This window comes from Pauljensenia sp. 20925_1_27 (genome assembly GCF_041432835.1).
GTDB lineage: Bacteria > Actinomycetota > Actinomycetes > Actinomycetales > Actinomycetaceae > Pauljensenia.
This window is the reverse complement of the sequence record NZ_JAPWAH010000016.1, coordinates 1-13,348: the sequence shown is the minus strand read 5'-3', so window position 1 is coordinate 13,348 and position 13,348 is coordinate 1. Positions and strand designations below refer to the sequence as shown.

Annotated in this window: 4 protein-coding genes and 1 tRNA gene; 3 read left to right on the top strand and 2 right to left on the bottom strand. The window is 66.1% G+C overall.

The genetic code is table 11. The features are described 5' to 3' along the window. Window positions 1–4: 4 nt before the first annotated feature. Together O3684_RS08245 and O3684_RS08240 are read left to right on the top strand one after the other, a co-directional pair. Entirely contained in the window at window positions 5–2,068 is a 2,064-nt protein-coding gene (locus O3684_RS08245; protein WP_500066250.1) for an ABC transporter permease, read from the top strand. 1,719 nt (window positions 2,069–3,787) lie between these two features. Next, window positions 3,788–8,353 carry an acyl-CoA dehydratase activase-related protein gene (locus tag O3684_RS08240; protein WP_500066248.1) on the top strand — a complete coding sequence of 1,522 codons (4,566 nt, stop codon included), beginning with the start codon at window positions 3,788–3,790 and terminating at the stop codon, window positions 8,351–8,353. Window positions 8,354–8,497: 144 nt separating this feature from the next. On the opposite strand, the gene O3684_RS08235 is transcribed toward O3684_RS08240, so the two are convergent. Continuing rightward, window positions 8,498–10,108 carry a glycoside hydrolase family 2 TIM barrel-domain containing protein gene (locus O3684_RS08235; protein WP_500066247.1) on the bottom strand — a complete coding sequence of 537 codons (1,611 nt, stop codon included), beginning with the start codon at window positions 10,106–10,108 and terminating at the stop codon, window positions 8,498–8,500. A 295-nt stretch (window positions 10,109–10,403) separates the two neighbouring features. Then, window positions 10,404–12,404, bottom strand: coding sequence for an OPT family oligopeptide transporter (locus O3684_RS08230; protein ID WP_500066246.1), 2,001 nt, complete (start codon window positions 12,402–12,404; stop codon window positions 10,404–10,406). Window positions 12,405–12,632: 228 nt separating this feature from the next. On the opposite strand from O3684_RS08230, the gene O3684_RS08225 reads away from it, so the two are divergent. Continuing rightward, window positions 12,633–12,722: transfer RNA gene (locus tag O3684_RS08225), tRNA-Ser, on the top strand. Window positions 12,723–13,348 lie beyond the last annotated feature (626 nt).

The window sequence follows — 13,348 nt, the reverse complement described above, 5'->3', positions numbered from 1 at the left end:
ACAGGTGACATCGCGTCGAACGCCCGCCGTGAGCCCCCTGCCCATCTGGGCGGGGGGCATCGGTGCGCTCGCCCTGTGCTTCCTCATCCTGCCCCTGGCCTTCATGCTGGGGCGCGTCAACTGGGCGACCCTCGGCGCGACCCTCGCCACCGCGGAGGCTCGCGACGCCCTCGGCCTGTCCATGCGCACCTGCGCCATCGCGCTCGGCGTCGACCTCCTCCTCGGCGTCCCCGCGGCCCTCGTTCTGTCGCGCTCGTGGCGAGGCGTGCGCGCCGCCCGCATCCTCGTCGCTCTACCGCTCTCGCTGCCGCCCGTCGTCGCCGGCATCGCGCTCCTCGCGGCCTTCGGTAGGCGCTCGACCCTCGGGGCGATCCTCAGCGGCGCCGGCCTCGACATCGCCTTCACGACGAGCGCCGTCGTCATCGCGCAGGTTTTCGTGTCCCTGCCCTTCCTCATCGTCACCCTCGAATCCGCGCTGCGCTCCCGCGAGCAGGGGCTCGACGAGATGGCCTCCTCCCTCGGCGCCTCGCCCTCGCGCGTCTTCTGGCAGATCACCCTGCCTACGGTCCTGCCCGGCCTCGGTCGCGGCGCCGCCCTCGCGCTCGCCCGCTGCCTCGGCGAATTCGGCGCGACCCTCACCTTCGCCGGGTCCATGCAGGGCGTGACCCGCACGATGCCCCTCCAGATCTACTTGGCACGAGAGTCCGACGCCGACCTGGCCCTCGCGCTCGGCGTCGTCCTCCTCGGTGTCGCCGCGGCCGTCGTCGCGCTCACGGAAACACCGTGGGGGCGCCTCGCCTCTGTCGTGCGTTCGCGCCTGTCATCGACGAGGCATGGGCGCGCCGCCGCTCCCGGCGCTCCTTCCGCTTCCTCCTCCGCGGCCCCGACCGCGCTCGCGGAAGATACGGGGGAGGGTGCGGACGTGCGCGTCACCGGAACCATCGCCGAGCGCGGCTGGAACGTGGACGCGGAGCTGCGCCCCGGCCTCGTGACGGCCGTCGTCGGCCACAACGGCGCCGGAAAGTCGACGCTCGCCCAGGTGATCGCCGGAACGCTGCGCCTCGACGAGGGCAGCGCCCGCATCGGCGAGCGCGTCGTCGACGACGCCGTCACGTTCGTACCCGCGCGCCGACGCGGCGTTGCCATGGTCTCCCAGGTGCCACGCATCTTCACGCACATGAGCGTGCTCGCCAACGTCGCCTTCCCGCTGCGCGTGCGCGGCGTCGGGTGCGCCCAGGCCCGCGAGGCCGCACTCGAGCAGCTGCGCGCCGTCGGCATGGACGACCTCGCGCACAAGCGTGCCTCCGACCTGTCCGGCGGCCAGGCCGCCCGCGTCGCGATCGCCCGCGCGCTGGTCTTCCGCCCCGAGGTCCTCATTCTCGATGAGCCCACGGCCGCCCTCGACGTCGAAGCCACCACGCAGGTGTCCTCCCTCCTGCGCCAGCGCCTTACCGGCGCGGGAATCACGACCCTGCTCGTCTCTCACGACATCGCCGAGGTCCTGGCCCTCGCCTCCCACATGATCGTCATGGGAGACGGGCGCGTCGTCGAGGAGGGCGAACCCGCCCGCGTCCTCGCCTCGCCTACCTCGGTGTTCGCCGCCCGCCTGGCCGGGCTCAACATCGTGTCCGGGCCCATTGCGATGCGCTCCGGCATGGTCGGAGTGAGCGTCGGCGAGGCAGAGCTGTGGGCGGCCGACCTGTCCGGGTTCGACTCGACTGATGCGGGTCGTGTCGACGTGGCGTCCGGCGATGCGGCCGACGACGTCGCTTCCGGCGGAAGCAACCAGGGTGGCCGCGTCGCTCTCACCTTCCCGCCCGAGGCCGTGGCTCTCTCCCGCGAGGAATCCCACGCCTCGCCGCGGTCCGTCCTGCCCGGTGTCGCCTCGGGCATCGACGTCGACGGCTCCCTCGTCAGCGTGCGCGTCGCGCTCGCGGAGGGCGTGTCAGTGACCTCCCGCGTGACCGCCTCCGCCTGGTCCGACCTCGGCCTCGGCGTCGGTGATCGCCTCTGGGCGAGCGTCAAGGCCACCCAGGTCCGCGCGATCCGTATCGCCACCCGTGAGTGAGTCTCGGTGCGTAGATCTGGTTGCAGCCACCGAGTAGTCGATGGGTGTCAGCTTCGTCAGTTTCCGTTCTGCCTGTCGGCAATATCCCGAGATGAGACGTTGAATGGCGCTCAGTGTTGAATTGACGAGCTGATTGCGTGGTGTTTCGACGTGCAAATCCCCGAAGAACAGTGGACGATGCCGCTCGATTCGCTCACTAAAACGCTTGAGATCGGACATCATGTGGCTGAGAGCTTTGTGTGAATCAGCAAACTCGAGATGGCAGAGAAGGGCAGCGGCGAAATTGTTGACAACGAGGCGGTCCAGTGCCTCGTTAAGAGCCTTTTTCTTGCCAGAATTACGACGTGGACTGACTTCGCACATGCGAAGCGCGGCGAGCGTCACCTCCTTGTCGTATTTCTTCCCCTCAGATTGGCGACGTTGCTCCGAAGGACGCGAGACGTCAGCGAGTAGACAGTTGCCATGAGAAACGGCGTTTCGTAGTTTGCGCAGGATGAGTAGCAGGTGGGCGAACGGAGCGGTCTCTCCCCTGTAATCGAAGTACGACGTGTAGAGGCGGATATGTTCGTTCAAGGGGAGCAACTCCCACAGGTGCCAGATGGAAGGGGCGTCATTGCAAGCCATCCACATATCCTCGGTGTAGGGATTGTAGCGGATGGAGGATGTGTCGCCGTTGAGAATGCGACGTACGAGTACCTCTGACAGGTCCGATTTCGGATCGCTCATGATGAGCTGATTGAGTCGCACTTTGAGGAAATGCTCCGTGCTCAGCGCCAGTGAGAGACAGATACGGCTCAGGGCGAAGTCGAGGTACGAGAGTTCAACGAGGTGGGCGAAGTCGAGTCTCAAGTAAGTGTAGGAGCCTGCAGTGTCAACACGGGTGTAGTTGCGTTCATAGGATTTGATTTTGAAGAAATAGGAGCGTGAGTAAAGGAACTCTCGGGCGTCGCTCTCGGACATAAGCTCGAAGGAGACTCCGTGGCTCTTTAGTAGGGCAATCTGCTCATCGACGGTGATGCACTGCTTCATGCGGACCTCGTTGTGCCAAAAATTATGAGGGGGTCGAATCTGAGATCCGACCCCCCGATACCCTGGAGCAGAACCCCTGGGCATCTGACGTAGTGGTGAACAGTCTAGCGCTAGATGAATCTTTTGGTCAACGACTAATCTGTGACTTCTATTGGAATGATGCTACTCGCCGGTGGGGCGGGAAGTTCCGGTTGGCGGATCTTCAGACGCTGTTTCAATGCGTGATCCGCGGCAGTTGGGCCCCACGGATGGCAGTGTTAACCCCCCAATGCGCATCTGGGACCTACTAGTGGAGTATGGGCACGCCCGCCCACGCTCCACCTCAGGGGTTAACGTGCGCATTGAGGGGTTGAGGGTGCCTCCTGTCGGGTTAACGCTCCACTTAGCGGGTTAACGTGCGGCGTGCGTTGAAAATACGCGGGGCGGGGCGGGCGCGGCAGGCAGGTCGGTGCGGAGCTCTCGCGACGAGGCCGGGACGGGGTTTTTGCCGATGGGTTGAATTTTGTTACGCTTCATATGTTGTAATTCTTTGTTTTGCCGCGAGTGGGCGCGTGCTCAGTGCGGGGGATGCCACCCCCTATTTTGCCGGGTATTCAGCGGTTTTAGTCAGTGCGAGCCCGCTCATAGTGGACGCCTTTGACTCTGTGCTTTGGGTTTCCTAAGTTGTGGTGAGGACTCAGGAGGTACGTCATGACAACACAGGGTCACCACGAGGCCACGCGCCCCTATCAGCTCGGCATCGATGTCGGCTCGACGACGGTCAAGGCCGTCGTTTTGGATGGAAATCGCCGTCTTTTCTCCGACTACCGGCGCCACAACGCCGACGTGCGCGCATCCCTGGGGGCCCTCCTCGCCGACGTCGAGCGTGCCCTGCCCGGCGCGCGCGTCCACGCGGCCATTACCGGCTCCGGCGGCCTGACGACCGCCCGTGCCATGGGCATCCCCTTCGTCCAGGAGGTCATCGCGGGCACCGAGGCCACCCAGCGCCTCCACCCCGAGGTCGACGTCGTCATCGAGCTGGGCGGCGAGGACGCCAAGCTCACCTACCTGCACCCCACCCCCGAGCAGCGCATGAACGGCACGTGCGCGGGCGGCACAGGCGCCTTCATCGACCAGATGGCGACCCTCCTGCACACGGACGCATCCGGCCTCGGCGAGCTGGCGACCCGTCACACCCAGCTCTACCCGATCGCCTCGCGCTGCGGCGTGTTCGCCAAGTCCGACATCCAGCCCCTCATCAACCAGGGTGCCGCCCACGAGGACCTGGCCGCCTCCATCTTCAACGCCGTCGCCACCCAGACCATCGCGGGCCTGGCGTGCGGGCGCCCGATCCGAGGAACCGTCATGTTCCTCGGCGGCCCCCTGCACTTCCTGCCCGCCCTGCGCGAGGCCTACAAGGCCCTCCTGCCCAAGGCCGACGCCTTCGTCACCCCCGACGACGCCCAGCTGTACGTCGCGATCGGCGCCGCCCTCCTCGCGCAGAAGGAAGCCGCCAAGAAAGCGCGCCAGGCCGAGGAAGCGGGCGCGACCTCCGTCGAGACCCGCGGCGAGAAGCTCACCACCCTCATGGAGCGCCTCGCGGCCGCACCCGTGCAGGTCGAATCCCCGCGCATGGACCCGCTCTTCGCCACGCCGGAGGATCGCGAGGAGTTCATCGCCCGCCACAGCCTCGACGTCATCCCCAAGGCCAGCCTCGACGAGGCCGAGGGACGCTGCTGGCTCGGCATCGACGCCGGCTCCACAACCATCAAGGCCGTCGTCATCGATTCCCAGGACCGCATCGTCTTCACCCACTACGCCTCCAACGAGGGCGACCCCGTGGCCGCGGCCGTCGACATCGTGCGTGCCGTGCGAGGCGCGCTGCCCGAAGGCTGCGAGATCGGCCGCTCGTGCGCGACCGGCTACGGCGAGGGCCTGGTCAAGGCCGCCCTCACCATGGACGAGGGCGAGATCGAGACGATGGCGCACTACCGTGCCGCCGAGTTCATCTGCCCCGGCGTCACCTCCGTCATCGACATCGGCGGCCAGGACATGAAGTACCTGCGCATCCGCGACCATGCGGTGGACTCCATCTCCGTCAACGAAGCGTGCTCCTCGGGCTGCGGCTCCTTCCTCCAGACCTTCGCGCAGACGATGGGCACCGACGTGCGTTCCTTCGCCCGGATGGCCATGGAGTCGGAATCTCCCGTGGACCTGGGCACCCGCTGCACGGTGTTCATGAACTCCTCCGTCAAGCAGGCGCAGAAGGAAGGCGCTGACGTGCGCGACATCAGCGCCGGCCTGTCCTACTCCGTCGTGCGCAACGCCCTCTACAAGGTCATCAAGCTCAAGGAGCCCTCGGACCTGGGTGAGCGCGTCGTCGTCCAGGGCGGCACCTTCCTCAACGACTCCGTGCTGCGCGCCTTCGAGCTGCTCACCGGACGCGAGGTCGTGCGCCCCGACATCGCGGGCCTGATGGGCGCGTACGGCGCGGCCCTGACCGCGCGCATGCACGACACGGGGGAGGGAACCTCGTCCCTGGCCACGATTGAGGCCCTGGAAGGCTTCAGCGTGGACACGACCCGCAAGACGTGCCGCCTGTGCCAGAACCACTGCCAGATGACCATCTCGACGTTCTCCAACGGCGAGCGTCACGTGTCGGGCAACCGCTGCGAGCGCGGCGCATCCCTGGAGCGCGTCCCCAAGAAGTCCGACCTGCCCAACCTCTACGACTGGAAGTACAAGCGGATCTTCGGCTACCGCCGCCTCACCGAGAAGAAGGCGTTCCGCGGCGACATCGGCATCCCGCGCGTGCTCGGCATGTACGAGAACTACCCCTTCTGGTTCACGATGCTCACCGCGCTGGGCTTCCGCGTCATGATTTCGGGCCGTTCCAACCACGACCTGTTCGAGACGGGCATGGAGTCCATCCCCTCGGAGAACGTGTGCTACCCGGCCAAGCTCGTCCACGGGCACATCGAGTCCCTGCTGGACAAGGGCATCACGACGATCTTCTACCCCTGCGTCGACTTCGAGCAGAAGCTCACCGAGTCCGAAAACTCCTACAACTGCCCCATCGTGGCGACCTACCCCGAGGTCATCCGCAACAACATGGAGCGCCTGCTCGAACCGGGCACGAAGTTCATCAGCCCCTTCGTGAACTTCGGCAACCGCGAGTACCTGCCCGCCCACCTGTCCAAGACCTTCAAGGAATACGGCTACGACATCCCCGTCGAGGAGATGAAGGCCGCCCTCGACAAGGCGTGGGAGGAAGACGCCGCCGTCAAGGCCGAGATCCGCGCGAAGGGCGTCGAAACCATCGAGTGGATGCGTGAGCACGGCGTGCGTGGCATCGTGCTCGCGGGCCGCCCATACCACCTCGACCCCGAGATCAACCACGGCATCCCCGAGGTCATCGTGGGCCTGGGAATGGCCGTCCTCACCGAGGACTCCATCATCGACGCACGCCTCGAGCGCCCCCTGCGCGTCCTCGACCAGTGGTCCTACCACTCGCGCCTCTACGAGGCCGCCGCCCGCGTCGGCGACGAGCCCGACCTCGAGATGGTCCAGCTCAACTCCTTCGGCTGCGGCGTCGACGCGATCACCGCCGACCAGGTCCAGGAGATCCTCGAGGGCCGCGGCGACGTGCACACCGTCCTCAAGATCGACGAGGTCTCCAACCTGGGTGCCGCGAAGATCCGCCTGCGTTCCCTCGACGCGGCGATCACCGAGCGCGCCACCCTCACCTCCGCGATTAACGAGGCCGGGGCCGGGGACGGCACGGACGGCGCGGAACTGGCTCCCGCCTCGTCCGTGGGACTGGTGTCGGGTTCCGTCGACACCGCCACCCTGCGCGACCCCTCCGGGGACGCCGCCCGCGAGGAGGCGGCCGGGCACATCAAGCCGCGCACAGCCTTCACCGAAGAGATGCGCGAGGCCGGCTACGAGATCCTGGCCCCCCAGATGTCCCCGATCCACTTCCGCTTCCTCACCCCGCTGTTCGCCAGTGCGGGGCTGAAGGTGCGCGTTCTGGAGCACACGAGCCGCACCTCCATGGAAGTCGGCCTGAAGTACGTCAACAACGACTCCTGCTACCCGGCGATCGTCGTCATCGGCCAGCTCCTCGATGAGTTCATCTCCGGGCGCGCCGACCCCGACCGCACGGCCGTCGGCATCACGCAGACGGGCGGCATGTGCCGCGCCAGTAACTACGCGGCCCTGCTGCGTAAGGGCCTGCGCGACGCCGGATACCCGCAGGTGCCCGTCATCGCGCTGTCGGTCCAGGGCATCGAGGACAACCCCGGCTTCCACCTGGGAATTCCCCACATCCACAAGGCCATCCAGGCCTTCGTCATCGGCGACGCCATCCAGTCGATGCTGCTGCGCGTGCGTCCCTACGAGGCCACGCCCGGCTCCGCAATGGAGCTGTACCGCACGTGGGACGCCTACGTCCAGGAGTGGATCACGTCGGGACGCGTGGCGGCCCTCGGCGGGCGCGTCTCCTACGGGAAGATCATCCGCGAGTGCGTGCGCGCCTTCGACGCCCTGCCCCTGCGCGACATCCCGCGCAAGCCGCGCGTCGGCCTCGTCGGCGAGATCCTCGTGAAGTTCCACCCGGACGCCAACAATCACGCCGTCGACGTTATCGAGGCCGAGGGCTGCGAGGCCGAACTGCCCGGCCTCATGCAGTTCTTCCACAACTCCGTCGCGACCGCCGCGTGGGACAAGGAGAACCTGGGTATCGACGGCAAGCAGCGCTACATCATGCCGATCGTGCTCTGGGCGCTCAAGAAGTACGAGAAGCCCGTGCACCGCGCCTTTGCGGCCACGAACGGCAAGTTCGAGGCGCACCGGCCCATCGAAGAGATGATCTCGCGCTCCCAGGACATTGCGCGCCTGGGCAACCAGGCCGGCGAAGGCTGGTACCTGACCGCCGAAATGGTCGACATGATCGAACACGGCTGCCCGAACATCATCTGCGCCCAGCCGTTCGCGTGCCTGCCGAACCACGTCGTCGGCAAGGGCATGTTCCGCGCGCTGCGCACCCGCTACCCCGAGGCCAACATCGTGGCCGTCGACTACGACCCGGGTGCCTCCGAAGTCAACCAGCTCAACCGCATCAAGCTCATGCTGGCGACTGCCCTGCAGGACCCGGAGGCGCGCGACGGCGACGTTCTGCAGCTGGTCGACGTCGAAGAGCCGACGTCGTGCGGCGGATCCGGCTCCGTCATGCTCGGCATGCCGACCATCCCGACGAGGCGCGCCGCCTTCCGCTGAGCGTTTCGCCTCGCCGTGCACGAGGCCTGGGCTGGGTTCCCGGGCCTCGTCGCGCTATCCGGGGCACCGTGCGCGCTGCGGGCGCTGCGGGCTGTGCGAGCCGTGCGTGCCCCGGTCGTCGCGGCGCATTGCGAGGCCGGCGGCCTACACCGCCAGGCTTCCGTGCGCGATCTCAAAGCCCGCTGACGCCCAGCCCGTGCTGTACGACAGACGCACCGAGACCTCGCGCACGCCCGAGGACGGCCAGGGCACCTCAAGGAAGCCCGTCTCACCCGGCGCGACATCCAGGGACGCCGAATACTCCCACGTTTCGTGGCCCTCCTCGACCACGCGGCACAGGAACTCCAAGTCCGACGTGGACGTGAACGTCATGTGGTTGCGTACCGTCACCCCCGAATAGGAAGGAGCCACGGTCACCGGCGCGTAGTGCAACTCCTCGCCTCGCACCTTGCGCAGGTTCGGGAAACGCGCCTGGGAGTACTCCGGGCGCGTCGGGTCGAGAGCGTGGGCTGCGCGGAGCTCGTCTTCCTCGTCCCCGATCGCCCAGGCGATGACGCTCGGGTGCGCGCGATCGCGGCGGAGCGCGGCCTCGATGGCCTCGTCGCGTGCCACCCCCGGGCCGTACAGGTTTGACGCGCAGTCGATGACGTACAGGCCGTACTCGTCGGCCAGATCCAGGAAACGGGCGTGCCCGGGCGCGTCGGCGATCACGACCGTGTTGACGCCGTGGCGCTTGCACCACACGATGTCGTCGAGCATGTCCGGGATGTTGACGGCCATGCCCGTGCGCCCGTCGCACTCGTTGCGGGTCACTCCCCGCAGGGCCAGCGCCTTGCCCGCCAGGCTCACCCCCTGGGAGGTCGCCTCAACGTCGCGGAAGCCGAGGTCAAGGGAGACCGTGTCCTTGACCCCCTCCTCGTCGCGCAGCGTCACGATCAGCCGGTACAGCGCCGGTTCCTCCGCGCTCCACGGGATCACGTCCAAACCCCGCACGTCGAAAACTTCATCCGGAGAAGCGACCGCAGACCACAGCCTCTCCTGATCGGTCTCGTTCACGAGCGCGGCGTGAACCTCGACACCGCCCGTCGTTTCAACCCGCAGCGTCAGCGCGCCCGCACGACCATCGTGGGACGCCACCGGCACCACGTCCACGATGTGCGCCGGAGGCCTGGCCTCCAACGACACCTCGCGGAACAAACCGTGGCAGCACACCGGCGAATCCATCAGCAACACGACGAGCGTATGCGAGTGAATGGGCCGCAACGCGCCGGTCACGTCGAAGGCCGCAGGAATGAAACCGTCCGCACAGAAACCAACGAACGTTCCATCAACCCACGCGTAGAGGGGGCCGGAGAACCCGCCGAAAGTCAGCGTCATCATCCAGCCGCGATCAACCGCCTCCTTCAATGGGGCGTCGAAGATGAACTCGCGGCGCAGAATCGAGGCGCGCGCCAGGTCGGAGGGCTCGTCGTCGCCGACACGGGAGGCGTCCTCCTCGTGGGCCTGACCCTCACCGCGCATCCACGAGCCGTCCAGCTCGAGGATGCCGGGCACAGACGTCGCGCCGAAATTCTGATGAGAGGGAGCACGATGAATCAGCTCCGAAGCGGTGCCAGTGGCACCGGTAACCTGCCAGGTGCTCGACAGCATTTGAAGCGGCCTGCGCGACCTCCACGTCGAGTGCACCGTCAGGCGGTTCACCGACGCCCCCGGGTCCCGCAGCCACGTGACGTCTGGTTCCGGGATGTGCTTCATGTAATAAAAGTACCATTTAATTTTTAGTCATGAAACGGCAATTTTTCTGAAATGCAGGTAAATGTGCCTTGACATGCGCAATAAGTGTGGGTGGCAAACGGGACGTGGACCACATTGTGGGATTTTTGTTCCAGCGCGTGGGCAAAAAGCGCCGTGCCGTGGGGGTGGTGTGCGGATGGGAACCCCGACCTCGTGCCGTCGGCGTGCGCATAAGGAACCCCGGCCTCGTCCCTGAGAGAAGGAACGAGGCCAGGGCTGATGCGCGGCGCGAGGCCGTGCCCCGCTGACGACGCGCTTACTTCGAGGCCGACTCGCGATCGGCGTCGCGCGTGATCTTACGGGCGAAGCCGTAGAGCAGCCACGTCGCACCCGCGAAGAACACGATGCCGAGCACGTTCGCGACCGGGGTGAAGCCGTCGCCGATGAACGGCAACGCCAGCGGGGATTCCGACCCCGTCGCGCCCGCGATGCCCGCGTAGACGACGCCGAACAGGGACTCGCCCACGATCAGGCCCGTCGCAGCCAGCGTGCCGAAACGCTTCGCGCGCTCCGCGTCCGCCTGCTTGGAAGCCCACCTGTTGTACAGGAAGCCAATCAAGCCGCCAAGCGGGATCAGGATCGTGAGGGAAACAGGCAGGTAAATACCCATGCCAACCGCCAGCGGAGGCAGGGCCAGCTTGCCCTTCGAGGCGGGACGCAGAACCTCGTCAATGATGATGACGACAACGCCGATCGCCGCGCCAATACCCAGGAGCTTCCAGTCGATGCCGCCGCCGAGCACGCCCTTCGCGAGCGAGGAAATCAGCGAGGCCTGCGGAGCCGCCAGCGCATCCGGGCCGGCGCCCGGCGCACCCTGGAAACCGAAGGAGTTCTGCATGAGCTCCAGGACCGGAGGAATGATCAGCGAACCGAAGACAACGCCGATAACCAGGGCAACCTGCTGCTTCCACGGGGTCGCGCCCACCAGCTGGCCGGTCTTGAGGTCCTGCAGGTTATCGTTCGCGATCGTCGCAATGCAGAACACGATCGCGGACGTGAACAGCGTGTAGGCGATGAGCGCCGTGTTCTCCTCCGTCGTCGAACCGCGGCCGTGCACCGCCAGGATGACGACCGCCGTGATGACGACGACCAGCAGGCCCACGCCCGACACGGGCGAGTTCGACGAGCCGATGAGGCCCGCCATGTAACCGCACACCGCCGCGACCAGCAGGCCGGCGAGCAGGATGAAGAGAACCGACACGGCAATCAGAACCGCCGTGTTGTGCTCGATCTGCGTGCCGCGCATGAACCACCACAGCAGGCCCGCGATCGGAACCATTGCCACGAAAATGGAGACGATAACCCACTTGCCGGGGATGTCCTGCTCGGTGCGGTCGATCTGCACGCCGTTCTCCTTGGTGCTGCGAGAGGCGCGCAGCGACTCCGACATGCCGCGGACAATCGGGCCCATGATCTTGATGAGCGTCCAGATGGCGGCGACCGCCATGACGCCCGCGCCGATGAAGCGCACGTCCGTCTTGAAGACCGTCGACAGGGCCTCAGTCAGGTCCTTCGCGCCGTCCAGCTGGCCGTTCGCGTACAGGGGCAGCAGGACGCCGTAGGAAATCACCATGCCGATGAGCATCGCGACGCCCACCGTCATGCCGACCAGGTGGCCCACGCCGATCAGGGCGAGGGACAGGGAGGTCGAGAGCATCGTGCCCGTCGAACCGATCTTGAAGGCGGTGCCGACCTCGGAGGCCGTCACCTTCAGGTAGCCGAACAGGGCCATCGCCGCCGAGGCCAGAGCGCCCCAGGTGATCGCGAGCAGGCCGCGCTTGTTGTCCTCGCCGGAATCCGTCGAATCGCCGACCTTGAGGATCTCCGCGCCCGCCACGCCCTCGGGGTACGGCAGGTCCGAACCCGTCACGAGCGCGCGACGCAGAGGAATCGAGTACATGACGCCCAGCGAACCGCCGACCGCGCACACGAACATGGTCTCCCAGTACGGGAAACCGCTCCACCAGCCGACGATCACGAGGCCGGGGAGGACGAAGATGACCGCCGACAGCGTGCCCGCCGCCGACGCGATCGTCTGGACGATGTTGTTCTCCTGGACGGTGTGATCGCCCCAGAAGCGCAGAACCGCCATCGAAATGACGGCCGCCGGAATCGACGTTGCGAACGTCAAGCCGACCTTCAGACCCAGATACACGTTCGCGGCCGTGAACAGCAGTGTAATAATGCCGCCGATGATGATGCCGCGCAGGGTCAGTTCTTTGAGCGACGTTTGCTTCGTCGCAGTTGGCGCAGACACGAAAAATCCTTTCGCTGCGTTGAGTAGATACCCTGCAAGAGTAGAGCATGTATGCGCTGCCGTGAATGGTATGCGGTCGCTTAATCTCGTTTTCAACTGTTCTAAATGGGGAGGTGGTGGTTGCTTTGTGTGTTGTCGTGTGATCTTGCGGGGTTGTGTGGCCCTGCTCCCAGCCTGCCCGGTCGATTTGCGTTGCCCGGGGTGTTCTGTAGTAGAGTATCCGGGTAAGGTAGCGTGTCCGAGCGGCCGAAGGTGCAGCACTCGAAATGCTGTGTGGTGTCACAGCCACCCTGGGTTCAAATCCCAGCGCTACCGCCACTGCCGCCCGGCCCCATTGGGGCCGGGCGGTTTTGTTATACCTGGATGGTGTGGGCGCGTGCGCGTGTGTGCTTGTGGTCCCTCGGGTGTTTCTGACGCTGCTTGTGTGTTCGGGCCGGGCTGCTTGATGCGCCCGTGGGCGGCGGCCCGCCCGCCGTCCGCGCCGCGAGCTTCGCTGGGCGCGTCGTCTCGAAGCCGGCCAGGCCCGGCCGCCGCCCACGGACACCGCAGCCTGGCCCTGTGGTGTCCTCCGGTGCCCTCCACACCGGCGGCACCTGGTCGCTGATGCGGGGTTCGGCGCGTCGGCACGTTGTTTGGTCATGCTTTGGGTTGCTGTCTGTTGCCCAGTCCTGGCTGTCAATCATTAATTTCGCATGCAATTCCCCTGAGAGTATTTCAGGTATTGAAATCTAATCGTTGATATTCTGCGGTTTTTGAGCTTGCGTTGGATCGTGCCGTGGGGGAATTGCATGCGAAATTTGTCTGGCGGTGGTCTTGACGCAGCCCGCCGGTCATGCGGCGGGTTCCTGTGGTTCCCCCGGTGCCTTCCGCACTTGTGGTGCCTGTTGTGGTGTCGTGGCTAGCCCCAACTCTGCCTTGTGTTCGGTACAAAATTCTCCCTGCTC

Excerpts from the sequence above, each read along its gene's own strand:
- O3684_RS08240 (WP_500066248.1), top strand. The coding sequence starts at position 3,788 with ATGACAACACAGGGTCACCACGAGGCCACGCGCCCCTATCAGCTCGGC.
- O3684_RS08235 (WP_500066247.1), bottom strand. The coding sequence starts at position 10,108 with ATGAAGCACATCCCGGAACCAGACGTCACGTGGCTGCGGGACCCGGGG.